The sequence below is a fragment of the Stenotrophomonas sp. 24(2023) genome (assembly GCF_030913365.1).
Taxonomy (GTDB): Bacteria; Pseudomonadota; Gammaproteobacteria; order Xanthomonadales; family Xanthomonadaceae; genus Stenotrophomonas.
The window spans coordinates 1,965,446-1,989,718 of record NZ_CP133160.1; the positions used below are offsets into that span (position 1 = coordinate 1,965,446).

Below are 24,273 nucleotides of genomic sequence, written 5' to 3' on the forward strand. Positions count from 1 at the left end.
ACGCCATCCCGCCGCCAGTGGGGTGGCGTCTGCATTTAGGGCGGGCGCGATGACGCACCGATCCCTATCCCACGGAACTGTGCGTGCCTTCGCACCCATGGCCCTGTTCCCTGTCTCCAATCGATGCACCGGCACGGACCGCGGCCGTCCGGTCACCCATCCATTGCCAGAGGGACTACACGGATATGTATCGCACGACCTCTTTGTTCATGGGCTGCCTGCTGGCGGCCACCACGGCCTTCAGCGCTGCGGCCACACCGCAGCCCCGGGAAGCACCGCGCATCATCGGGGGCGAGGATGCCCAGCCCGGTGACTACCCGTTCATGGTCAGCCTGCAAAGCCTGTCCGGCGGCAGCAGCGACCATGACCGCCACTTCTGCGGTGGCACGCTGATCTCGCCTTCCTGGGTGCTCACGGCCGCCCACTGCGTGCAGGGAGAGCGTCCGGCATCACTGGCCCTGCTGGCCGGTGCCACCGAGCTGTCGACCGAAGCATCCCCGCGCGTGTCCAACGTGCGCGCCATCCATGTGCATCCGGCGTTCAACAGCGGCAACACGCTCGAACATGACGTGGCCCTGATCCAGCTCGACGCCCCGCTGCCCGATGCACAGCCGGTGGCGCTGCGGTTGACGGCCGATGCAGGCCACCTCAAGCCGGGCCGGGCGTTCACGGTGATCGGCTGGGGCGACACCGACATCGGCCAGGGCCAGTCGTTTCCGGCCCGCCTGCAGACCGTGCAGACCCCGTTCGTGCCGTTCGCCGTGTGCCAGCAGGCCTACGACGGCCGGCTGGCGCGGGGCAAGGTCATCTGTGCCGGCCGCGAAGGCATCGACAGCTGCCAGGGCGATTCCGGCGGCCCCCTGCTGATGCGGCTGCGCGGTGTCTGGACGCAGTTCGGCATCGTCAGCTGGGGCGAAGGCTGCGCCCTGGCCGGCTACCCCGGGATCTACGCGCGGGTGGCCGAGAAGCACGCCGTGGATTTCATCACCGCGGTCTGGCAGCGTGATTGATTCAATAAAATCAATAAGTTAAATGATATTAGGTCATGTGTTGCTTTAAGTTTGTCGGCGGCGTAGCATCGCCGCCATCCGGTCTTCGGACTGGACATGCGCCACACCTGTCCACCGGCCCTCGCGCCGGCTTGAAGAGCCTGCGATCCTTGTGATCCAGGCTCTTTTTTTGTCCGCCATGGGGGCGGTCGCCGGGCCGCCGCTGTCGACCGGCCTGCTTGCCGCTGTCACTGCTCAGGCCGCAAGATGCGGGCCGGTCCGGGGAGTCCGAAGCATGAACCTGCAGGTACGTCAGGGATATCAGCGACATTGGGGCGTGGGTCTGCTGCTGCTGCTGGCCGTGGCCGGCTGCCGCCGTGATGGCATCGATCCGGCCACGCCGCCCGCTGAGCCGGTCGCTGCCGTACAGGCCATGGCCGAACGGCTGGCCGCCGATGATCTGATCGGCTACGCGAAGCTGTCGGTACCGCCCGCGCAGTACGCCCAGCTGCAGCAGGCCTGGACGCAGGGCCACAGCCACTGGCCGCTGACCGACCTGCCGCTGCACGACCAGCTGTTGCCGATGCTGCAGTCGCTGCAGCGCCCCGATGCGCCCACGCAGCTGCAGCGCAGCTTCGACCGCCAGCTGGCCGGGCAGTCCAGCGCGGTGCGGCAGGCGGCCCAGTCGATGGGCGCCTTCGGCGTGCAGTACCTGCGCCACCAGCAGGGCCTGACCCCGAGCCAGCAGACCCATTACATCCAGCTGATCGAAAGCCTGAGCCGCTGGGCACAGGCGGCGCCCCTGAGTGATCGTGCGCGGGCGCGCAGCAGCATTGCCGCTCTGGCCACGGCTGCCGGCAAGGTCGGCTTCCATGACGAGGACAGCCTGCAGGCCGCTGGCATGGAAGGCAGCCTGCAGCAGGTGGCCCCGTTCCTGCACGCGTTCAAGGCGGTACTGGCCAGCTACGGGCTGGGCGTGGACGAGGCGTTGCGCAGCCTGCGTGGCGAGGTGCTGTCGTTGCAGGGCGACAATGCGCTGGTGCGGCTGCAGTACGAACTGGCCGGCGATACCCTGACCGTGCAGGTGCCATTGAGCCGTCGCGATGGCCACTGGTACCTGACCCGGACGCTGGCCGATACCGATGCCCTGCTGCGGCGGGCGGCCAGCGCCGAAGCTGAATCTGCCAAGGCCACCGTTCCCGACCCGGTGACCGGGGGGGACGCGCTGCCGCCGCCGGCTAAGCCATAATGTCCACGATGTCGAAACAGAACCCGTTGCCGTTCCCCGGCGAAGAAAATCCGATCGTGCCCGCCGATACGGCGTCGGCCACGCCTCCGACCGGCCCGGGCGCGCCCCTGCCGCCGTCGCCTGCGCGCCCGGCTGGCCGCCGCCCGCTGTGGGCGCGTCTGCTGGGCCGCCTGGTCGAGCCGTGGCTGTCGCTGAAGATCGAGCCGGAAGATCCGGGCCAGTACAACGATGGCCGTCCGGTCATCTACGTGCTGGAAGACTACGGACTGTCCAATGCCCTGATCCTGGACAAGGCCTGCCGTGAAGCGGGCCTGCCGTCGCCGCTGGTGCCGCTGGCGCCGGACCCCACCGGGCGCAGGCGCGCCTATGTGGCGCTGTCGCGGCGCAGCTCCAGCAATTCGCTGATCCCCGAGCAGCGCGGCGCCAAGACCCACTCCGATTCGCTGGCCAAGGTGCTGCAGGCGCACCGCGTGCGTGATGAGCTGGACGTGCACCTGGTGCCGGTGTCCATCTTCGTCGGCCGTGCACCGGACAAGCAGAGCGGCTGGTTCGCGGTGCTGTTCTCGGAAAACTGGGCGCTGGTCGGCCGTTTCCGCCGCCTGCTGGGCCTGCTGCTGAACGGGCGCAGCACCATCGTGCGCTTCGCCCCGCCGATCTCGCTGCGCTCGACCATCGATGAAGGCCTGGACCCGGAACGCACGGTGCGCAAGCTGCAGCGCGTGCTGCGTACCCATTTCCGCCGCATCCGCGAATCGGTGATCGGCCCGGACCTGTCCACCCGCCGCCTGCTGGTGGACCAGGTGCTGGCCGCCGAACCGGTGCGCGAGGCGATCGCCGCCCAGGCCAAGCGTGACAACTCCAAGCCGGCCGATGCCTGGAAGAAGGCACACGCCTACGCCTGGGAAATCGCCGCGGACTATTCCAGCCCGGTGGTGCGTTCGGCCAGCTTCATGCTCAGCCACGTGTGGAACCGCATCTACGCCGGCGTGCTGGTGCACCACCTGGACAAGTTCAAGGCCGCCGCGCCGGGCCACGAAGTGGTCTACGTGCCCAGCCACCGCAGCCACATGGACTACCTGCTGCTGTCCTACCTGCTGTACGACCGTGGCATCGTGCCGCCGCACATCGTGGCCGGCATCAACCTGAACCTGCCGGTGGTCGGCACCCTGCTGCGCAAGGGCGGTGCGTTCTTCATCCGCCGCTCGATCCGCGGCAACGCGCTGTACTCGGCCGTGCTGAGCGAATACGTCGCCCAGCTGGTGGCTGGCGGCTATTCGATCGAGTACTTCGTCGAAGGGGGCCGCTCGCGCACCGGGCGCCTGCTGCAGCCCAAGGGCGGCATGATCTCGATGACCCTGCGCGCGTTCCTGCGCCAGCCGCGCAAGCCGGTGCTGTTCCAGCCCATCTACATCGGCTACGAGAAGCTGATGGAAGGCGGCAGCTACCTGGACGAACTGTCCGGCCGGCCGAAGGAAAAGGAATCGATCTGGCAGCTGCTGTGGGGCATCCCCAAGGTGCTCAAGCAGAACTACGGCCAGGTGGTGGTGAACTTCGGCGAGCCGATCGCGCTGAACGACGTGCTGGCCGAAAAGGCCCCCGAATGGGATGGCCAGCCGGTGTCCGAAGACGAGAAGCCGGCCTGGCTGTCCGGTGCGGTCGATACCCTGGCCGAGCGCATCCAGGTGCGCATCAACGGCGCCGCCGACGTCAACCCGATCAACCTGCTGGCGCTGGCGCTGCTGTCCACGCCCAAGCACGCCATGGGCGAGGCCGACCTGATCGCGCAGATCGAGCTGTGCAAGACGCTGCTGCAGGAAATGCCGTACTCGGGCCGGGTCACGGTGACCCCGCACAGCCCGGAGCGGATCATCGCCCACGCCGAGGACATCAACGTCCTGACCCGCATCAAGCACCCGCTGGGCGATGTGCTGAGCGTGAGCGGCGACACCGCCGTGCTGCTGAGCTACTTCCGCAACAACGTGCTGCACCTGTTCACCGCCTCGTCGTGGGTGGCCTGCTGCTTCCAGAACAACCGGCGCATGAGCCGCACCGGCCTGGTGCGCCTGGGCCGCACCGTCTACCCGTTCCTGCAGGCCGAGCTGTTCCTGCCGTGGAGCGAGGACGAGTTCGCCCAGCGCATCGAGCAGACCATCGACGTGTTCATCCGCGAAGGGCTGCTGCAGCAGGTCAACGACGATGACGGCGGCATGCTTGCCCGCAATACCGGGCAGACCGACGAGGTGTTCCGCCTGCGCGCGATCGGCCACTCGCTGCAGCAGGCCTTCGAGCGGTACTACATCGCCATTTCGGTGCTGGTGAAGAACGGCCCGGGCACGCTGGGCGCTGCCGAACTGGAAAGCCTGTGCCAGCAGGCCGCACAGCGCCTGAGCCTGCTCTACGCGCCGGCCGCCCCGGAGTTCTTCGACAAGGCCCTGTTCCGTGGCTTCATCCAGAAGCTGCGTGAGCTGCGCCTGGTCTGGCCGGATGAGAACAGCAAGCTGGTGTTCGATGATCGCCTGGACAGCTGGGCCAAGGACGCCAAGTTCATCCTCGGCCGCGAGCTGCGCCACACCATCGAACGGGTCAGCCCGGAAGCGGCCAAGCCGGACGAGGCCGCGCCGCAGGATTGACGGCACGCCGGGCCCGGCCCGGCGCTGCCGCAACAGGTGGGTATCAGGCCGGTTCGTCGGGAATCTGCAGGCTTTCCAGCTTGGTGATGCAGTCCTTCAGCTGCAACTTGCGCCGCTTCAGGCGCTTGGCTTCCAGCTCGTCCTCGCCGTTGGCGGCCATGCCTGCGATGCGCGCGTCCAGCGCACGGTGTTCGGCGCGCAGGGTGGCCAGGCGGTCGGTGATCTCGGCGGGCGAATAGGTCTCCACAGGCTCCGAGCATACACAGCGATGATGACCGCCGGGAGAGGGCAGCCGTGACCCGGCCCCGGCGGCGCCGAGCCGGTAGAATGGGGTGATGAGCGCCGTGATCTCCCTGCCTGACCCCCTTCCGCGGTCCCGCCGCGACCCCCGCGTGGCCGAACGTGAACAGCAGAAGCTGGCCAAGCGCCTGCGCCGCCAGGTCGGCCAGGCCATCGCCGACTACGGCATGATTGAGGCCGGCGACAAGGTCATGGTCTGCCTGTCCGGCGGCAAGGACAGCTACACCCTGCTGGACATCCTGCTGCAGCTGCAGAAGAAGGCACCGGTGCCGTTCGAGCTGGTGGCGGTGAACCTGGACCAGAAGCAGCCGGGCTTCCCCGAGCACGTGCTGCCGGCATACCTGGCCGAGCTGGGCGTGCCGTACCACATCATCGAGCAGGACACCTATTCGGTTGTCAGCCGGGTCATCCCGGAAGGCAAGACCATGTGTTCGCTGTGCTCGCGCCTGCGCCGCGGCTCGCTGTACAGCTACGCCGAAGCGCACGGCTTCACCAAGATCGCGCTGGGCCACCACCGCGATGACATGGTGGCCACCTTCTTCATGAACCTGTTCCACCACGCCAAGCTGTCGGGCATGCCGCCCAAGCTGCGCAGCGACGACGGCAAGCACGTGGTGATCCGCCCGCTGGCCTACGTGCACGAAAGCGACATCATCGACTACGCCCAGGCGCGTGATTTCCCGATCATTCCCTGCAACCTGTGCGGCAGCCAGGAAAACCTGCAGCGCCGCCAGGTCGGGCTGATGCTCAAGCAGTGGGAAAAAGACCACCCGGGCCGCATCGAGCAGATCGCCCGGGCGATGGGCGACATCCGCCCCTCGCAGCTGGCCGATCCCACCCTGTTCGACTTCATGGCGCTGGGCCGTCGTGATGACGCACCGCTGCCCGACGCCCACGCCTGGCTGGCCGGTTCCCCGGCCGACGCCGATACCGACCCCGGGACGCCCGCCGCGTAACCCCGGGCGCCCTTCCTCTTCCTGCCTTCCGGAATTCCATGTTCTTTCGCAACCTGACGTTCTTCCGTTTCCCGACCAGCACCGATTTTTCCGAAGTGGACACCCTGCTGCCGCATGCCGTGCTCAAGCCGGTGGGCGCACTGGAAATGAATTCGCGCGGCTTCATCTCCCCGTTCGGCCGTGAAGAGAAGGAAACCCTCTCCCACCGCATCGCCGAGCACCTGTGGCTGACCGTGGGCGGGGAGGACAAGATCCTGCCGGCGGCGGTGGTCAACGACCTGCTCGAGCGCAAGCTGGAGGAGATCGAGGAGAAGGAAGGCCGCCGCCCCGGTGGCCGCGAGCGCAAGCGCATGAAGGATGACCTGCTGCACGAGCTGCTGCCGCGCGCCTTCGTGAAGTCCTCGCGCAACGACGCCTTCATCGACCTGCAGCACGGCTACGTGGCGGTGGATACCTCCAGCCGCAAGACCGGCGAATACTTCATGTCCGACATCCGCGGCCTGCTGGGCAGCTTCCCGGCCATGCCGCTCAATGCCGAAGTCGCGCCGCGCTCGATCCTGACCGGCTGGATTGCCGGCGAGCCCCTGCCCACCGGCCTGAGCCTGGGCGAAGAGTGCGAGATGAAGGACCCGGTGGAAGGCGGCGCGGTGGTCAAGTGCCAGCACCAGGAACTGCGCTGCGACGAGATCGACAAGCACCTCGATGCCGGCAAGCAGGTGACCAAGCTCGCCCTGGTGTTCGAGGACAACCTGTCCTTCGTCATCGGCGACGACCTGATCGTGCGCAAGCTGAAGTTCCTCGACGGCGCGCTGGACCAGCTGGAGCATGCCGACGAGGACGGCCGCCGCGCCGAGTTCGACGCCCGCTTCGCCCTGCAGAGTGCGGAAATCCGCCGCCTGTTCCTGCTGCTGGAAGAGGCCTTCAAGCTCAGCAAGGCTGACTGAACAGGCAACCGGCCGGCCGCCGGTCATCCAGCGGCCGGCAGCAGCGCTATGCTTGATCCATGAGCCGCCTGTTGCGCCGCCTGATCGCCCCGACCCCGCCCGCCACCGTGCAGCGCGACACCGTCCGCCTGCGCCTGGGGGAGGCCGAGATCGAGGTGCTGCGCGTGCGCGACCCGCGGGCGCGGCGGATCAAGCTGAGCGTGGATGAGCGTGGCGCACGGCTGACCCTGCCGCCACGGGCCAGCCTGGTCATGGGCGAACGGTTCCTGGAACAGCACCGCGACTGGCTGGCCACGCAGCTGCACCACTACCAGTCCCATGAACTGCCCGCCGCGCTGGTGCCGGGGGAACCGGGCCTGCTGCCGCTGCGCGGCGAACTGCTGCCGCTGCGCTGGCAGGAAGGGCGGTTCGCACGCCTGCAGGTCGATGCGGACGGGGCGTGCCTGCAGTGGCCGGCCCGTGCTGGTGATGCCACCCTGCGCCGCCTGCTGCGCGAATTCTATGAAGCGCAGACCCGGGCGGACATCGGGCAATGGCTGCCGCGCTATCTGCCCGGCCTGCCGCGTGCGCCCAGCCGCATCCGCCTGAAGGTGATGTCCTCGCAATGGGGTTCGCTGGCGCCCGATGGCAGCATGGCGCTGGATCTGGCCCTGGTGCTGGGCCGCCCGGCGGCGTTCGAGTACGTGCTGGTGCACGAGCTGTGCCACCTGCTGCAGGCCAACCACTCGCCGGCGTTCTGGCACGAGGTGGAGCAGCGCTTCCCCGACTGGCGGGCACAGCGTGATTACTTCCAGGCCGAAGGTCGGCGCCTGAAGGCTACATTGCGGCAGCTGCTGCGGCCCGCAAGCTGACAGCGCCGGCGGCCTTGGCCGCACCTGCCTGGCTGCAACCGGCCGGCGGCAGGCGTTACCCCTGTGCGCGCCTGGCGGCGGCAGTAGCCCAGCGTGCGGCCACGCGCGGGGCGGTGATGCACACCGCCTGGTCGGTCACGGTGGTCACCGCGCGCTCCAGCAGCTGGATATCCGCTTCATGCTGGCGGGCCACATGCGGGTCTTCGAAAAAGATCGCGCGTTGGCAGCGGCCTTCCAGCACCCGGTCGGCAATCTGCGCATCGCCCCCCATCGGGCCGCTCTGGTAGCGCGTCACCCACGGCGTGTCGCTGGGCCAGCCACGGCTCCAGGCCAGTTCGTTCAGGCGTTGGCCGGTGGTGCCGGTGGCCACGCGTTCGCCGAAGCGGGCCAGCACGTCGAAGTGCTCGTCAGCGAATGCCAGCATGGCCGGCTTCATCGCATCGTGGGCGATCAGCGCCAGCGTCTGCCCGGCAAAGGCATGCAGGTCATCGGCACCGGCATCGGCGGGCAGGCCGGCGTGGATGCGTTCGTTTTCCACCCAGTCGCGTGCGCTGGCCACGGTCGAAATGAAGGGCTTGCCATGGATCACGCACTGCCGCTTGAGTGCGGTGGCTTCCGGGAACACCGATGAGGGATCGACCGGATCGATCAGGTACACCGCACCGTCGAGCGTGCGCTCTGCGCCCATGCCGACCACCTCGGCGACAAGTTTCATCAGCCCGCCCTGGCGGCCATACGGGTAGCGCAGCAGCACGGTGCGATCGTCCAGGAACCCCTGGCGTTCGATCGCATCGAAGGTACGGCCGACCACGTGCAGGCTGACCTGCAGTTCCCGCAGCCCCTTGCCGCTGGCACGCAGCCAGCGGAACAGCGCGGCGGTGCCGTCATGGTGGTGCAGGCGGTTGGCGGCCAGGCCGATGAGCATCGTCGTTTCCAGGCAGGGCAGGAGCGCGCAGTGTACGGCGTGGCGGCCTGCTGCCGCAGCTTTACAACAATCCTCATTGTGTTGCGATGCCGGTCCGCTAGCGTGGGGCTGCCGTCCGCTGCACCAGCGCGGGCGGGAACCGGCGCATCAGAAGGAGTCCGCGGCGTGTCCAGCAACGGCGTGCGCGCCATCGTTCTGTTGATGCTGCTGCTGCCGTCGGCCATGGCATGCGCCGCGCTGTGCCCGCAGGTGGTGGTCATCGGCTACCCGGCCGACCGTTGGCCGGTGGCGTCCATGGGCGAGGGTGGGCCCGAAGGCATCACGGCCGGCTACCTGCAGCGCCTGTCCGATCGTGGCGTGGTGCTGAAGCTGCGCCCCCTGCAGGGCGGCACCGCAGCCGAAGCGGTTACCGATGGCATCCATGCCCTGGTGGGCTGGCCGCGCAATGACATTCCCGCCGGCTGGCTGGCAAGCCGGCCGTACCTGCAGCTGCCACAGGTGATCGTGCGCCGCCGCGGCGCGCCGGCCGTATTCGATCTGGGGGGGCTGCGCGGCCAGCGCGTGGCGGTGCTGTCACCCCGCACGCTGGCCGGCCCGCTGCATGCGCAGGCGGCCGGTGCGCGCCTGGTGCCGGTGACCGACATCGCCGAAGCCTTCACGCAGCTGGCCGGGGGAACCGTCGATGCGGTGGTGGCCAACCTGGCCGAGGTGGAGGAGGGCCTGCGCCTGCACGTGGGCAATGCGCTGGTGATTGCCGCCCCGGCCGGCCTGGACGCCGCGTTCGTGCTGGCGGTCTCCCCGGCCTGCCCGGACCTGGCACAGACGTTCAACGCACTGCTGGGAAGCATGTCGTTGGCCGAGCACCAGGCCCTGCTGCAGTCCGGCCGGCAACCCTCCGCGGCGCGTGCGGCGGCGACCGGGCCCTGGCTGCGCGGCGTGGCCGCCGGGTTGATGGTGCTGTTCAGCGTGGCCCTGCTGCAGGCCTTCGGCTTCTGGCGGCTGCACCGCGAGGCCAGCTGGCGCCGGGGCCTGCAACTGCGCCTGGACGAGATCACCGCCAACCTGCCGGCCGTGGTGTTCCAGGCGTTCCGGCCCCCCTCGGGGCCCCTGCGTTTCCCGTTCATCGCCGGCGATGTGCAGGCATTGTTCGGCATCAGCACCGAAGCGGCACTGCGCGACCCGCGCCAGCTGCTGTCGGCGGTGCACGCCGATGACCGCGATGCCGTCCAGGCCGGCATGGGCCGTGCATCGCTGACCGCGACCCTGCTGGAACTGCAGTTCCGCACGCTGTCCGGCCGCTGGGTGCGGGCACATGGCCTGCCGCACGCCGGGCGCGATGGCAGCGTGCAGTGGCAGGGGTGCTGGATCGATGTCACCGACCACCATGCGCGCGCGCAGGCGCTGGCGGCCGCGCGGCGCCAGGCCGAACAGGATGCGGCGGCCCGCAGCCATTTCCTGGCCACGATGAGCCAGCAGATCCGCACACCGATGGCCACGCTGCTGGGGTTGCTGGAACAGCTGGCCGGCAGCGCCCTGGATGGCCGCCAGCGGCAGGTGCTGGCGACCGTGGAAGATGCCGCCGAGGTCCTGCGGCAGGTGCTGGACGATGTTCTGGAGGCCCCGCCGCGCCCGGTGCAGGCACCGTTGCTGCAACCGGTCGCGACCGACGTGGGAGGGCTGCTGCGCGCCGTACAGCGGTTGCTTGCCCCCCTGGCCGACAGCAAGGGGGTACGCCTGCGCTGCATGGTGGACCCGCAGCTGCAGGCTTGGTCCAGCGTGGATGGGCTGCGCCTGCGGCAGATCCTGTTCAACGTGGTGGGCAATGCCCTGAAGTTCACCGAGCAGGGCCAGGTCGAGCTGGTGGTGCAGGTGCTGTGCATCCGCGCCGATGGCCAGCGGGTACGGCTGCAGGTGCGCGACAGCGGCATCGGCATCAGCCCGGAACGGCAGCAGGCGGTGTTCACCCGGTTCACCCAGGCCGAACCGTCCACGGCGCGCCGCTACGGGGGCAGCGGGCTGGGCCTGTCGATCTGCCGTGAACTGGCCACGGCGATGGGCGGGCAGCTGCAGCTGCACAGCACGCTGGGCGAAGGCACGACGGTGTGGCTGGATCTGGATCTGCCGGCCGTGGACGCGCCGGTAGCGTCGGCACGGCGGGTGCGCCGCGCGACGGCGCTGCTGCCCCCCACGCGCGCACTGCTGGCCGAGGACCACCCGGGCAACCGCAGCCTGCTGCAGGGCTGGCTGCGCTCGATGGGGCTGCAGGTGCAGGCCGTGGCCGACGGCCGGCAGGCGTGGCATGCCTGGCAGGACAGCCCCTTCGACCTGCTGGTCAGTGACTGGCAGATGCCGCACATGGATGGCCAGGCCCTGGTGCGGTCGATCCGGGCGGTGCAGCCACAGCCCGTGCCGATCGTGGTCATCAGTGCCTGCACGCAGGCAGCGATGCCGGGCATCGTGCTGGCCGCCGGTGCCGACGTCTTCCTGCCCAAGCCCGTGCGGCGGCAGGCCATGCAGGCGCTGCTCGCGCGGCTGCTGGCCGCGACGCCGGGATGGCCGGCCCTGGCCACGCGCATGGGCGGGCTGGCGCCGGCCCGCGACCTGCTCGGGTCGTTGCTGCCGTGCTGCGACCAGGACATGCAGGCGCTGCGGCAGGCCTGGCAGCGCGGGGACCCGGCCGCGGTGCAGGTCCGCCTGCACCGCCTGCGCGGTGTCCTGTCGATGGTAGGCGCCCCGGCGCTGGCCGAGCGCCTGTGGGCACTGGAGCAACAGCCGCCGGGTGCATCCCTGGCGCCAGCGCTGGCTACCGCGCTGGCCACCGTGGACAGCTACCTGCAGGTGCTGCAGCGCGATGCCGGGGCTCAGTGAGCGAGCAGGCGCACGATGCTGGCGGCCGCATCGCGCCCTTCGGCCACGGCGGTGACCACCAGGTCGGCACCGCGCACGGCATCGCCGCCGGCAAACAGGCGCGGGTGCGCGGTCTGGTAGGGCAGGCGGCCGTGGCCACCGGCCACGATGCGGCCATTGGCCTGGCCTTCCACGCCGTGCTCGGCCAGCCAGGCCGGCACGCTGGGCGAAAAGCCGAAGGCGATGATGACCACGTCCGCTTCCAGCAGGGATTCGCTGCCGTCGATCGGCACGGCGTTCTGGCGGCCATTGGCATCAGGCGCGCCCAGCTGTGTTTCGACCACGGTCACGCCGATCACCTCATCGTCGGCACCGGCTTCGATCGACAGCGGCTGGCGGTTGAACAGGAAGCGCACGCCTTCCTCGCGGGCATTGGCCACCTCGCGCGCGCTGCCGGGCATGTTGGCTTCGTCGCGGCGGTAGGCGCAGGTCACCCGCGCCGCACCCAGGCGCACGGCACTGCGCACGCAGTCCATGCCGGTGTCGCCGCCGCCCAGCACGACCACGCGCTTGCCGTTGAGGTCGGGCAGGGCGATCTGGTCTTCCCAGCCGGCGATCGGCCGGCCGTGCGGATCATCGCCACCGACGATGCGGCTGTTCTGCACCAGGAACGGCAGGGCCGGCACCACGCCCTTCAGGTCCTGGCCGGGCAGGCCGCCATCGGTGTAGCGGTAGGCACCGGTGCCCAGGAACACGGCGGCATGCTCGGCCAGCAGCTGCGCCACGCTGATGTCGCGGCCGATCTCCACGCCCAGGCGGAACTGCACGCCCATGCCTTCGAGCAGCTCGCGACGGCGACGGATCACGTCCTTGTCCAGCTTGAAGCTGGGGATGCCGAACTGCAGCAGGCCGCCCACCTGTTCGTAGCGGTCGTAGACCACGGCGGTGATGCCGGCGCGGGCCAGGCGGTCGGCACAGGCCAGCCCGGCCGGGCCGGCACCGACCACGGCCACCGACTGGCCGGTCGGTTCAACGGCGGCCATGTCCGGGCGCCAGCCGGTGGCCAGCGCGGTATCGACGATGTACTTCTCCACCGCACCGATGGTCACCGCACCGAACTCTTCCAGGGTGCAGCTGCCTTCGCACAGGCGGTCCTGCGGGCACACCCGGCCGCACACCTCCGGCAGCGGGTTGGTGCTGTGGCACAGCGTGGCCGCTTCATGGATGCGGTTTTCCTGCACCAGCTGCAGCCACTGCGGAATGGCGTTGTGCACCGGGCACTTCCAGCTGCAGTACGGGTTGCCGCAATCAAGGCAGCGCCCGGCCTGGTACTGCGCGTCTTCCTTGCCGAATCTGCCGTACAGCTCGCCCCAGTCGCCGGACGTGCGCAGCTCGACCGGAATGCGCTGGGGCATGGTGCGGGGCAGGTCGAGGAACTGGAAGGCGTGCTTGCGGCTCATGGCTGGCTCTGTGGTTTCGGTTGCCGGCCGTGGCCGGCAGTACAGCGGTGAGGGAGCTGGCGCGCCGGCGGCCGGCGCGCCGGTGCGCTTAGGCGGCGCGGCGCAGGGTTTCGGTCAGCGACTCGATGCTGGCGGCCTTGGGTTTGACCAGCCAGAACTTGCCGATGTAATCGCGGAACTCGTCCAGGATCTGCTGCGCCCAGATGCTGCCGGTCAGCTCGCGGTGGCGGCCGATCAGGCGGTGCAGGTGCTGGCGGTAGTTCTCGAAGCCTTCGGCCGACACGCGGTGTATGTCGATCAGCTCATGGTTGTAGCGGTCGACGAAGTCGCGGTCGATGTCCAGCACATAGGCCAGGCCACCGGTGAAGCCCGCGCCGAAGTTCAGGCCGACCTTGCCCAGCACCAGCACTACGCCGTCGGTCATGTATTCGCAGCAGTGGTCACCGGCCCCTTCCACCACCGCCAGCGCGCCGGAGTTGCGCACGGCGAAGCGTTCACCGGCACGCCCCGCGGCGAACAGCTCGCCGCCGGTAGCGCCGTACAGGCAGGTGTTGCCGATGATGGCGGTGTTGCGTGCCTCGAAGCGCGCACCGCGCGGCGGGCGCACCACCAGGCGGCCACCGGCCATGCCCTTGCCGACGTAGTCGTTGGCTTCCCCTTCCACTTCCAGATGAAGGCCACCGACGTTGAAGGCACCGAAGCTCTGCCCGGCGGTGCCGCGGAAGCGCAGCTCCAGCGGCGATTCGGCCATGCCCTGGTTGCCGTGCGCGCGTGCCACGGTACCGGCCAGGCGGGTGCCGATGCTGCGGTCGGTGTTGTGGATCAGGAAGCGGTGCTCGCCACCGCGCTTGTGCGCGATCGCCTCGGCCAGCAGGCCGTCCATCTGCGTGGCCAGGCTGTCCGGCGATTCGTACAGGCGCTGGGCGGCACAGTGGCTGCCCTCGAAGCGGGCATCGGCCAACAGCCGCGACAGGTCCACGCGCACGCCTTCGCGCGGAGCGACGTCCAGCTGGCGCAGCAGGTCGGTACGGCCGACGATCTCCTCCAGCGACCGCACGCCCAGGTAGGACAGCCAGCCGCGCACTTCCTCGGCCAGCAGGCGGAAGAAGTTCTCCACGCGCTCGGGCTGGCCGGTGAAGTGGTTCTCGCGCAGGCGCTCGTCCTGGGTGGCCACGCCGGTGGCACAGTTGTTGAGGTGGCAGATGCGCAGGTACTTGCAGCCCAGCACGATCATCGGCGCGGTGCCGAAGCCGAAGCTGTCCGCGCCCAGCAGCGCGGCCTTGACCACGTCCAGGCCGGTCTTCAGGCCGCCATCGGTCTGCAGCAGGGTGCGCGCGCGCAGGTCGTTGGCCACCAGCGCCTGGTGGGCTTCGGCCACGCCCAGTTCCCACGGCACGCCGGCATAGCGGATCGAACTGACCGGCGAGGCACCGGTGCCGCCATCGTGGCCGGAAATGGTGATCAGGTCCGCACCGGCCTTGACCACGCCGGCCGCGATCGTGCCCACGCCGGCATGGCTGACCAGCTTCACCGACACCAGCGCGGTCGGGTTGACCTGCTTGAGGTCGTAGATCAGCTGCGCCAGGTCTTCGATGGAGTAGATGTCATGGTGCGGCGGCGGCGAGATCAGGCCGATGCCCGGGCGCGCATAGCGCAGGCGGGCGATCAGCTCATTGACCTTGTGGCCGGGCAGCTGGCCGCCTTCGCCGGGCTTGGCGCCCTGTGCGACCTTGATCTGCAGCACCTCGGCATTGACCAGGTATTCGGCGGTGACGCCGAAACGGCCCGAGGCGACCTGCTTGATCTTGCTGCGGCGGGGCGTGCCGTAGCGCGCCGGGTCTTCGCCGCCTTCGCCGGAATTGCTGCGCCCGCCGAGGCGGTTCATCGCGATGGCCAGCGCCTCGTGCGCTTCCGGGGACAGTGCGCCCAGGCTGATGGCCGCAGTGTCGAAGCGCGGGAACAGGTCGCTGGCCGGGGCCACCTCATCCAGCGACGTCGGCGTGGCCGCCGGTACCAGCTGCAGCAGGTCGCGCAGCGCCGACGGCGGGCGCGAATGCACCGCATCGCAGTACTGCTGCCAGGCACGCGGATCGCCGCTGCGCGCAGCGCGCTGCAGGGTCATCACCACGTCCGGGTTGTACATGTGATATTCGCCGCCATGCACGTACTTGAGCAGGCCGCCCACCTCCGGGCCCTGCAGCGGGTCCCAGGCCTGCCCGCACAGCTGGCGCGCTTCCTGGTCCAGCCGCGCGAAGCCGACACCGCCGATGCGCGAGGCGGTTTCCGGGAAGCACAGCGCGACGACCTCCGGCTCCAGGCCGATGATCTCGAACAGCTGCGCGCCGCGGTAGCTGGCCACGGTACAGATGCCCATCTTGGAGATGATCTTGGACAGGCCCTTGTAGACGCCCTTGCGGTAGCGGCGGCCGATCTGCGACTGCTCCCCGCCCTTGGCCAGCTTGAGGATGCCGCGCCGGCCCAGATCGAACAGGGTCTGGTAGGCCAGGTACGGGTACACCGCGGTGGCACCGAAGCCGAGCAGGCACGCCATGTGGTGCGGGTCGCGCGCGGTACCGGTTTCCAGGATCAGGTTGACGTCGCAGCGCAGCCCGGCACGGCACAGGTGGTGGTGCACCGCGCTGGTGGCCAGCAGGGCATGCACCATCGGCCGCCCCGGCACCGGGTAGCGGTCGGACAGCAGCAGCATGACGATGCCCTCGCGGGCGGCCTGCTCGACCTCGGCGCAGATGCGCTCGATGCCGGCACGCAGGCCTTCTTCCTCGCTGTAGGACAGGTCGATCAGGCGGTTGGCCTGCACGTACTGGTCCATCTTCAGCAGCTGGCGCAGCTTGCGCTGGCTGAGCACCGGCGAGTTGAGGATGACGTGGTTCACCGTCTCCGCGCCGGCGTGGAAGATGTTGGTCTCCTTGCCGAGCTGGGTGGACAGGGACATCGCGCAGTCTTCGCGCAGCGGATCGATCGGCGGATTGGTGACCTGCGCGAAGGCCTGGCGGAAGTAGTCGTACAGCGGCCGGCTGTGCTGGCTCAGCACCGCCATCGGCGTGTCATCGCCCATCGAGCCGGTGGCTTCCTGCTCGGTCTCGGCCAGCGGTCGCAGCACCTGCTCCACTTCCTCGCTGCTGAGCTGGTACAGCTTGTGGTAGCTGCGCAGCGTGCCCTCGTCGAAGGGCTCTTCCACCAGCGAGGGATCGATCAGTTCGGTCTGCAGGTAGGTCACGCCCTGCTGCAGCCACTGCTTGTACGGCGCACGGCCACGGTTGATGCGGTCGATGGCATCGGAATCGAGCAGGTCGCCGCGCTTGAGGTCGATGGCCATCATCTCGCCCGGGCCCAGCTTGCCCTTGCGCACCACCCGTTCGGTCGGCACTTCCCACACGCCGGCTTCGGAGGCGACCAGGAAGTGGCGGTCGGAGGTGAGCATCCAGCGTGCCGGGCGCAGGCCGTTGCGGTCCAGCGTGCATACCGCATAGCGGCTGTCGCAGGCGACGATGCCGGCCGGGCCATCCCACGGTTCGCTGTTCAGGCCGTAGAACTCGTAGAACGCGGCCAGGTCCGGGTCCTTGAACTCCAGCGACTGGGTCGCCGGCGGCACCAGGATGCGCAGCGCCTGGATCAGCTCCATGCCGCCGTTGACCATCAGCTCCAGCATGTTGTCCAGGCTCTGCGAATCGGAGCCGTGCATGGAAATGACCGGATCGAATTCACCGATATCGAAGCGCGGCGTCTTCCACACCTTGCTGCGTGCCTGCGCCCAGCGCCGGTTGCCTTCGATGGTGTTGATCTCGCCGTTGTGGGCGAGCAGGCGGAACGGATGCGCCAGCGGCCAGCGCGGCATCGTGTTGGTGGAAAAACGCTGGTGGAAGACGATCGCGCTGGAGGCCAGTTCGCGGCGCTGCAGGTCCGGGAAGAAGCGGCTGAGCTTGTCCGGCAGCACCATGCCCTTGTAGCCGATCGCGTTCGGGCTGAGCGTGGTGACGTAGAAATCGGCATGCGCGCGCAGCTGCTGTTCGCTGCGGCGGCGGGCCAGGAACAGGGCCAGGCCGAAGCCGGCCTCATCCTGGCCGATGCCGGCGTCGACGAAGACCTGCTCGATGTGCGGCAGCGTATCGCGCGCCAGCTGGCCGCAGACGCTGTCATCGGTGGGTACCTGGCGCCAGCCGGCGACCTTGCAGCCTACGGTCTGCAACTGCGCCTGCAGCTGTGCGCGGCAGGCCGCCGCCGCATCGGTATCGTGCGGCAGGAACACCAGGCCGGCGGTGAAGCGCGCGCCCACCGCGATGCCTGCTTCGTCGGCCAGCAGTTTCAGGAAGGCATCGGGGCGGCGCAGCAGCAGGCCGCAGCCATCGCCGGTCAAGCCGTCGGCGGCGACGCCGCCACGGTGGGTCATGCGCGAAAGCGCGGCAATGGCGGTGTCGACGAGCAGTCGCGAGGGCTGGTCGTCCAACTGCGCGATCATGCCGAAACCACAGGCGTCGCGCTCATCTTGCGGGTCGTAAAGCCCTTGGCGGTTGCGGGGGGCCATCTCTGCCTCGATGCGGGTTGAATGAGCGGAGACACTCACGCCCGCTCATCGAGCACGCCATGCACATCGAAATGAGACGCGCCGTGCATCGCACGGCCCTTCGGCAAGGCCCCTGGCACACGTCCCCATGACGCCGTGCGCGTTGCCCGGGCAGCCTGCCAGCACTGCGTCGCGCGCCTGCCTGGCCGCGCGCCCTGCACCTTCGCGTTCATCCCGCTGCACACGCCGTGCTCTCCTGGAGCGCATCGTGAGGCCACCGGATGCCTCGACTAGATCACAGTTGCTGCAACGCCGCAACACACGGTTGCACGCGCAACCAACACGCCGGCAACCCCTTGCCGGCGCGGGGTTTTCCGGTCAGCCGCAGCGCACGCCGGTGACCACGTTCTTCTCGTCCACTTCCACGTTCAGGCGTTCGCCGAGGAACTCCATCGTGGTGACATCGGTGGGGTGCAGCACGCGCAGCTGCCGGGCCCCGGCATCGTCCTGGGCCTGCTTGCCGACGGCGTCGGTGTAGGCCTGGCCGACCAGGCTCTGCACCTGGCTGGCATCGCAGGTGCCGGCCGGCGGTGCTTCGGTGGCCTTGCCCGCATCATCGGCCGGTGCCTTGGCGGCTTCGGCGGCCTGTTGTGCCTTGGCGGTGGCGGCGTCCTGTTCATCCAGCGGCGGTGCGCCGCAGGCAGACAGCGCCAGCACGGCCGGCAGCATCAGGGCGGTGAGGAAACGGGCACGGATCGGGGTGGACATCGGAACTCCGGATGGGACAGGACGGACAAACCCCGAGCATAGCCGCTGCACCCTCATCACGTGTTTGTGTTGTGTTATCGACGCGGCGATGGCACCGCGCCGCCGACACTGTGGCCATGCCTTCGCCCCTCACCCCCGAGCGCCAGGCGGCCCGCCAGGCCGGCCTGCGCTATGTCGATGACACCCTGCCCGGCATCAGCCGCCGCCGTGCCGGCACCGGCTTTGCCTACCGCGATGCGGATGGGCATGCCGTGCGCGATGCCGCCACCCTGCAGCGCATCCGCGCGCTGGCCATCCCGCCGGCCTATACCGCCGTCTGGATCTGCGCCCGGGCCGACGGCCACCTGCAGGCGACCGGCCGCGATGCGCGCGGGCGCAAGCAGTACCGCTACCACGCCGACTGGGCACGGGTGCGCGATGCCGGCAAGTTCGACCGCATCATCGCGTTCGGGCAGGCGCTGCCGGCCTTGCGCCGGCGGCTGTCGCACGACCTCAGGCAGCCCGGCTTCCCGCGTGACAAGGTGCTGGCCGTGGTGGTGGCGCTGCTGGCCGATACCCTGGTGCGGGTGGGCAACGAAAGCTACGCGCAGGAGAACAGGTCCTACGGGCTGACCACCCTGCGCAACCGCCACCTGGACCTGCTGCGCGGCGGGCGCGTGCGCATGCGCTTCCGTGGCAAGTCGGGGCAGCTGCACGACGTGACGGTAGGCAACCGCCGGCTGGGCACGCTGGTGCGGCGCCTGCAGCAGCTGCCCGGGCAGGCGCTGTTCCAGTACCGTGATGACGAGGGCACGCTGCTGCCGGTCGATTCGGGTGCAGTGAACGACTACCTGCGCGATGCGATGGGCCAGGACTTCACCGCCAAGGACTTCCGCACCTGGGGCGGCACGGTGGAAGCGATCCGGGTCTTTGCGGCAACCGCATTGCCCGCGCCGGCCAGCCCGCGTGCACTGGCGAAGGTACAGCGCGCGGTGGTGTGCCAGGTGGCCGCGCGGCTGGGCAACACCCCGGCCGTGTGCCGCCGGGCCTATATCGATCCCTGCGTTTTCACCGGCTGGGAGCGCGGTGAGCTGGCCGCGCTGGCGGGCCTGCGCGGGCCCCGCCAGTGGGAACAGGCGGCGCTGAAGGTGCTGCGCCGGGCGCGCCGGCTCAGCCGCAGTAGATCGCGGTGATGTTGTTGGTCGGCCCCTTTTCGATGGTCAGGCGCTCGCCGCCCTGGGCCGCCGCACCGGCAGCCGGATCGGACAGGCCGCTGGCCGTGCTGCCATTGCGCTCGCGCTGGCCACGCAGCACCTGGACCTGCAGGCTGTCGCTGTCCACGCGCGCGCGCTCGACGGTGGCGGCCGAGGCGGCCAGGCCGACCGCACCTTTGACCTTGTCGATGTGGCACTGGCCGGAGATGACCCCATCGATGGGCTGGATCTGGGCGACCGGCGTGCTGCTGCAGGCGGCCAGGGCGAGGGTGAGGGAAGCGGCGGTGAGCGCGCGCATGGCAGTGGTCCGGAGGCGATCGGGTGCCCAGCCTGCCGCGAGCGGTGTGGTGGTGGCATGAATGCCTGCACGCGCCGGACACGCACCATTCACCGCCACCGACAGCGCCGCTGCACACACTGCCTGTGCGCCGTTGAGCGTACGCCCCATTCCCGGACCACCCGAAGGAGACCGCATGGCCACGAGCAAGAAAGTGCCCGCCCGCCGCAAGGCGTCCCCCAAGGTGCGCAAAGGCGCCACCTCCCCGCCGGCTGCACGTACAGCCGATCCCGATCGACCGCGTGTGGTGAAGACGGCCACCCGCAAGGCCGCCGCCGCTGACCCGCGTGCTGCACGTGTGGCAGCACGCCAGCGCCGGTTGCAGGACCAGGAAAAGGCCAAGGATGTGCGTGCGGCCAAGAAGGTTGCGAAGAAGACAGGGGCAAAGAAGGCCATCCAGGCCGGGCCCCGTGCCCAGCCAGAAACCCTGCCGGCGCAGCACCTGGCCAAGCCCGGCCACGAACATGCCCTTGATCTGGCACCGCGCTTCCTGGCGCCTGACTACATCGGCAGCGGCAAGCTGCAGGGCATGCGCGCGATCATCACCGGTGGCGATTCCGGTATCGGTCGCGCCGTGGCGGTGTTGTTCGCCCGCGAAGGGGCGGATGTGGCGGTACTGCATCTGGATGAAGCGGAAGATGCCGATATCACACGCCAGCACGTGGAACGCGAGGGCGGCCGCTGCGTGGTGATCGCCGGCGACGTGCGCGATCCGCGCTTCTGCAACAAGGCCGTCACGCAGGTCGCCAAGGCATTGGGTGGCATCGACATCCTGGTCAACAACGCCGCGTTCCAGCTGCATTGCCAGCGACTGGAAGACCTGGAAGACGCGCACCTGCAGGAAACCCTGCAGACCAACATCGGCGGCTACATCCAGATGGCGCGTGCGGTGCTGCCGCATCTGGGCGAGGGCGCCAGCATCATCAATACCGGCTCTGAAACCGGCCTGTTCGGCAGCAAGGCGCTGATCGACTATTCGGCCACCAAGGGCGCGATCCATGCGTTCACCAAGGCGCTGGCCAGCCAGTTGCTGCCGCGGGGCATCCGCGTGAACTGCGTGGCGCCGGGACCGGTGTGGACGCCGTTGAACCCGGCCGACAAGCCGGCCGAGGATGTCGCAGCGTTTGGCAAGGACAGTGACATGGGCCGCCCGGCACAGCCCGAAGAGCTGTCACCGGCCTATGTGTTCCTGGCATCGCCGGTGTGCAGCAGCTACATCAGCGGTGTGGTGCTGCCGGTGATGGGCGGGCCGCGGGGCTAGCATCGCCGCAGAACCGGTTCCCTCCACTGACTGGAGGGACCGGCCCTGCGAGGGAAGCGTTGCCCCTCAGGGTGTGGCCGACGCGCCGCTGGCGGCGGGGGCGTAGAGCGCGGCGATGCGTGGAATGAACTGCTGCGGGTTGGCGCCGACCAGATTGGTGAGTACGACCACGGCCACACCGCGATCGGGATAGACGATGAAGGCCGCGCGCGCGCCGCCGACGCCGGCCAGCTGGCGATCCGGTGCGGGCTGCAGTACCGGCCAGCCGGCTGCCCATGGGCCCGGCCGGCCGTTGCCAAGGGGTTCGGCCGTCCACATGCGGGCGCGCGCGGCCTCACCCAGCAACTGCCCAGCGGCCAACGCGACCAGCCAGTGTGCGGTGTCGTCTGCCGTGGTGAGGATGCCGCCGCCGGCCCAGAGACCCGGTGGGATGTCATAGAACCAGTGCGAAAGGCGCACCGGTGCATCGGCCGCGTCGGTCCGGCGTGGCGCCAGGCTGTACATGGAAGCCTTCGCTGGAATCAGGTCGTAGCTGTCGCCGAACGTTGTTCGTGCCATGCGTGCGGGCGCAAACTGGCCGCTGGCCAGAAAGCGCTCGTAGGGCACACCCGATTGCCGGGCGATGATCCGCGACAACAGCAGATAGTTGGTCTGGTTGTAGGCGAAGCGCTCGCCAGCGGGGGCTTCGATGGGCAACCCGGTGACCGTCGTCCAGGCCTGCGCTTCCGACCCACCGCCGATCAGCCCATTGGCATCGACGATGTCCGGCAGGCCCGAGGTGTGGGCCAGCAGCTGGCGCACGCGCACCGCCTGCCACGTCGTGGGCAGATCCTGCAGATAGCGGGAAACGGGGGCATCCAGATCCAACCGCCCCTGCTGTGCCAGCTGCGCAACGGCGACGCCGGTGAATGCCTTGGTGGCCGAGTTGAGTGGAAAGCGGGTGTCACGGGTGGTGGGTACGCCGTTTTCCACATCGGCCAGACCGTAGGCCTCTGACAACACGATCTGCCCGTCCTTGACCACCGCCAACTGCAGGCCGGGAATGCGCTGCTCCTGCATGATCTGGCGCACCAGCCGGCGCGCCTGGTCATTGGCCTGGTCGGTGGCGGCGGAGGCCGCAGTGAAGGGAAGGGCACAGACAAGCAGCAGACGTCCCAGTGTCGCGCGGCGCATGCGGTTCTCCAGCAGGGGGTAAGGAGTCGGATGCGGCGGTGGGATGAAAGGTTTAAGGGTATGCAGCAGCGTAAAGATTGTCGTTCAGGACAAACATTCCAGAAATTCCAGAAATGTCTGACGCGTTCCGGGCTGAGGCCGACCGCGCGGGTAGACCAGAACGACAAACTTTTGAAAGGCAGGTCCCCTTTGGGCAGCCATTTTCACGCAGGCAATAAACGAATCAACCTACAGAGCGCCCTAACCCGCTGCTGATCCCTGTCTTCGCGGCCGGAGCGCACTCATCGCCTCCTCTCCGACATGACAGGCTTCTGGCACACCGGCGTGTCTGCCTCTATCAGGAACCACTCTCGGGCTTGGATGAGTCGCTCGACCATGTCCAAGAACAGGCTTTGAAATTGAGAGTCCGCAGACGGCCAGCTGTAGGCAGTGGCCAGTAGCAACGGCAATAGCAAACGGATAGCCACGCGCCAGCGTTTTTCACGTTGACGCCTACATTACAACGCGAGGGCGTACCGTGCATGTCAACCGTGCTCGCGTCCGCATGCCGGACTCAAGGAGGTGAATAGCGTGCTCAAGGCTCGGACAGGATTCTGCCCGCATGAACTCATCGATCCATCAACTGAGTTGTCAAACGCCGTTGGCAAGCTCAGCTGCCGCCATCGCCGCCTGCTCTTTCAACTGTTCGGCGCTGAGATAGAAGGATGGCATCGACGCCAACAATTCTTCGTCATCGGTGTATGAATCCACATCTCCGAACAGCCGATCAAGGATCTCAAAGGCATCCTCGGGAAGCTCCGATCTCTCATTCTTGAACTTCTCAAGATACATCCTGCTAAAGCTCTTGGTATCGATCTTGCCATCAATGTACGAAGTGATTAGTGATAGGTACTCGTCTGCTCTGCGCATCATTTCCCTCCTCCAAGCGAACCATTGTCAAGCACATATCTCAGCTGCTGGTCACTCATCTTCCAGCCGGAGAGAAAGCTTCCAGAAGAATCCTTCATCACGTTCAACCCTGTCCCGGGATCGATAAAATGCGTTACATCCTTGCCGCGATGTGTGCCCTGAATGGCCACTGTTGAATCGCTTGCTACATGGCGCTCGATGGCTGAGCCGAATTCCGATAACGTCTTGTTGTTGGCATTTCCAACCACGCCAAAGTCGCCAGCATGTTTAAAGGCGGGCCGCGGGTGGCCAGCAGTCGACCACCTACTGGATGTGCTCCAAGGCGCCCTTGCCTCGGCGTTCTTCGTGCATCACCTTCCCGGGCAACGAATGCATCGCGTGCAGGCGTTGCCCCTGGGCATCGTACGCCAACGCGCGCCGACCATAGGCATCGTAGGCATAGCGCTCCGCCTCCTTCACTTCGCGCAGCCTGTTGCCAAAGTCGAAGTCGTACCTCCGCCCGTTGCGCAGCGAGAGATTGCCCTGAACATCCCAGGCCAATCCGGTCACCGTCGCGCCGGCATCATCGCGGACATTGGTCAGCTGGTGGCGCGCGTCGTACCAGAACTGCTGGCTGCGCACGCCTGCCAGCCGCACGCTGAGCAGACTCTCCTGCACGTCATAGGTGTAGCGGAATGCGCCATCGCCCCCGAAGGAAGCCGACTGCACAGGCGTCAGCCTGCCCTGGCCGTCGTAACCCATGCGGATGTCATGCGCAGCTCCCTGCTGCCGATCGATGATTGCCGTAACGTCACCATTGGCGCCGCACTGATATAGAAGCTCGCTGGCAGTGCCGTCCTTTAATTGCGACGGAAGCATCCGCGCATTGAGCACGCCCTCATGCTCGATGCCATTGCCATTGCCATTGCGCATGCCAGCGAGCGCGCCATTGGGATGAACGTGTGAGCCAGTGACTGGCA

At 68.4% G+C, this 24,273-nt stretch carries 18 protein-coding genes and 1 pseudogene; 9 read left to right on the forward strand and 10 right to left on the reverse strand.

The annotated features are described in order from the left end of the window. The first annotated feature begins 185 nt into the window (after positions 1-185). From Q9R17_RS08655 to plsB, 3 genes are all read left to right on the forward strand, one after another. A complete protein-coding gene (locus tag Q9R17_RS08655) occupies positions 186-1,010 on the forward strand; it encodes a serine protease (RefSeq protein ID WP_308158008.1) in 825 nt (274 codons plus the stop codon). A 316-nt stretch (positions 1,011-1,326) separates the two neighbouring features. After that, on the forward strand, positions 1,327-2,238 hold the full coding sequence (locus Q9R17_RS08660) for a hypothetical protein (RefSeq protein ID WP_308158009.1): 912 nt from the start codon (positions 1,327-1,329) through the stop codon (positions 2,236-2,238). Then, positions 2,238-4,868, forward strand: coding sequence for a glycerol-3-phosphate 1-O-acyltransferase PlsB (plsB, locus tag Q9R17_RS08665; protein WP_308158010.1), 2,631 nt, complete (start codon positions 2,238-2,240; stop codon positions 4,866-4,868). Before Q9R17_RS08660 ends, plsB begins: the two co-directional genes overlap by 1 nt. A 43-nt stretch (positions 4,869-4,911) precedes the next feature. Here the strand turns inward: plsB and Q9R17_RS08670 are convergent, their stop codons facing one another. Continuing rightward, positions 4,912-5,115 carry a DUF465 domain-containing protein gene (locus tag Q9R17_RS08670; RefSeq protein WP_308158011.1) on the reverse strand — a complete coding sequence of 68 codons (204 nt, stop codon included), beginning with the start codon at positions 5,113-5,115 and terminating at the stop codon, positions 4,912-4,914. A gap of 88 nt (positions 5,116-5,203) precedes the next feature. Between Q9R17_RS08670 and ttcA the strand changes: the two genes are divergently transcribed. Genes ttcA through Q9R17_RS08685 form a run of 3 tightly spaced genes read left to right on the forward strand, consistent with a single transcriptional unit; the run spans position 5,204 to position 7,919 of the window. Further along, the gene (ttcA, locus tag Q9R17_RS08675) at positions 5,204-6,124 is read left to right on the forward strand and encodes a tRNA 2-thiocytidine(32) synthetase TtcA (protein ID WP_308158012.1); all 921 of its coding nucleotides are present in this window, start codon (positions 5,204-5,206) and stop codon (positions 6,122-6,124) included. A gap of 38 nt (positions 6,125-6,162) precedes the next feature. Next, positions 6,163-7,068, forward strand: coding sequence for a recombination-associated protein RdgC (locus Q9R17_RS08680; protein ID WP_308158013.1), 906 nt, complete (start codon positions 6,163-6,165; stop codon positions 7,066-7,068). Positions 7,069-7,127: 59 nt separating this feature from the next. Next, positions 7,128-7,919: a SprT family zinc-dependent metalloprotease gene (locus Q9R17_RS08685; RefSeq protein WP_308158014.1), complete on the forward strand. Its 792-nt coding sequence runs from the start codon at positions 7,128-7,130 to the stop codon at positions 7,917-7,919. A 55-nt stretch (positions 7,920-7,974) separates the two neighbouring features. Here the strand turns inward: Q9R17_RS08685 and Q9R17_RS08690 are convergent, their stop codons facing one another. Continuing rightward, the gene (locus Q9R17_RS08690; protein ID WP_308158015.1) at positions 7,975-8,844 is read right to left on the reverse strand and encodes a methylglyoxal synthase; all 870 of its coding nucleotides are present in this window, start codon (positions 8,842-8,844) and stop codon (positions 7,975-7,977) included. A gap of 165 nt (positions 8,845-9,009) precedes the next feature. Between Q9R17_RS08690 and Q9R17_RS08695 the strand changes: the two genes are divergently transcribed. After that, positions 9,010-11,712 carry an ATP-binding protein gene (locus Q9R17_RS08695; protein ID WP_308158016.1) on the forward strand — a complete coding sequence of 901 codons (2,703 nt, stop codon included), beginning with the start codon at positions 9,010-9,012 and terminating at the stop codon, positions 11,710-11,712. Here Q9R17_RS08695 and Q9R17_RS08700 read toward each other — a convergent pair. The 3 genes from Q9R17_RS08700 to Q9R17_RS08710 form a co-directional block, all read right to left on the reverse strand. Next, on the reverse strand, positions 11,706-13,151 hold the full coding sequence (locus Q9R17_RS08700) for an FAD-dependent oxidoreductase (protein WP_308158017.1): 1,446 nt from the start codon (positions 13,149-13,151) through the stop codon (positions 11,706-11,708). The genes Q9R17_RS08695 and Q9R17_RS08700 overlap by 7 nt on opposite strands. Positions 13,152-13,239: 88 nt before the next feature. Next, positions 13,240-17,694, reverse strand: coding sequence for a glutamate synthase large subunit (gltB, locus tag Q9R17_RS08705; protein ID WP_308158018.1), 4,455 nt, complete (start codon positions 17,692-17,694; stop codon positions 13,240-13,242). 357 nt (positions 17,695-18,051) lie between these two features. Then, on the reverse strand, positions 18,052-18,441 hold the full coding sequence (locus tag Q9R17_RS08710) for an I78 family peptidase inhibitor (RefSeq protein ID WP_308158019.1): 390 nt from the start codon (positions 18,439-18,441) through the stop codon (positions 18,052-18,054). A gap of 116 nt (positions 18,442-18,557) precedes the next feature. Between Q9R17_RS08710 and Q9R17_RS08715 the strand changes: the two genes are divergently transcribed. Continuing rightward, complete coding sequence (locus Q9R17_RS08715) at positions 18,558-19,613, forward strand: DNA topoisomerase IB (RefSeq protein WP_308158020.1); 1,056 nt, start codon at positions 18,558-18,560, stop codon at positions 19,611-19,613. Here the strand turns inward: Q9R17_RS08715 and Q9R17_RS08720 are convergent. After that, entirely contained in the window at positions 19,591-19,932 is a 342-nt protein-coding gene (locus Q9R17_RS08720) for a hypothetical protein (protein WP_308158021.1), read from the reverse strand. The genes Q9R17_RS08715 and Q9R17_RS08720 overlap by 23 nt on opposite strands. A gap of 175 nt (positions 19,933-20,107) precedes the next feature. Here Q9R17_RS08720 and Q9R17_RS08725 point away from each other — a divergent pair, with 175 nt between their 5' ends. Continuing rightward, the gene (locus tag Q9R17_RS08725) at positions 20,108-21,232 is read left to right on the forward strand and encodes an SDR family oxidoreductase (RefSeq protein WP_308158022.1); all 1,125 of its coding nucleotides are present in this window, start codon (positions 20,108-20,110) and stop codon (positions 21,230-21,232) included. 66 nt (positions 21,233-21,298) lie between these two features. Here the strand turns inward: Q9R17_RS08725 and Q9R17_RS08730 are convergent, their stop codons facing one another. From Q9R17_RS08730 to Q9R17_RS08745, 4 genes and pseudogenes are all read right to left on the reverse strand, one after another. Next, entirely contained in the window at positions 21,299-22,378 is a 1,080-nt protein-coding gene (locus tag Q9R17_RS08730) for a serine hydrolase domain-containing protein (RefSeq protein WP_308158311.1), read from the reverse strand. Positions 22,379-23,035: 657 nt separating this feature from the next. Then, complete coding sequence (locus Q9R17_RS08735) at positions 23,036-23,314, reverse strand: colicin immunity domain-containing protein (RefSeq protein ID WP_308158023.1); 279 nt, start codon at positions 23,312-23,314, stop codon at positions 23,036-23,038. Then, positions 23,314-23,577: pseudogene (locus Q9R17_RS08740) on the reverse strand (colicin D domain-containing protein); the annotation flags it as partial. The pseudogene Q9R17_RS08740 and the gene Q9R17_RS08735, both read right to left, overlap by 1 nt. 40 nt (positions 23,578-23,617) lie before the next feature. Then, positions 23,618-24,226, reverse strand: coding sequence for a hypothetical protein (locus tag Q9R17_RS08745; RefSeq protein WP_308158024.1), 609 nt, complete (start codon positions 24,224-24,226; stop codon positions 23,618-23,620). Positions 24,227-24,273: the final 47 nt, after the last annotated feature.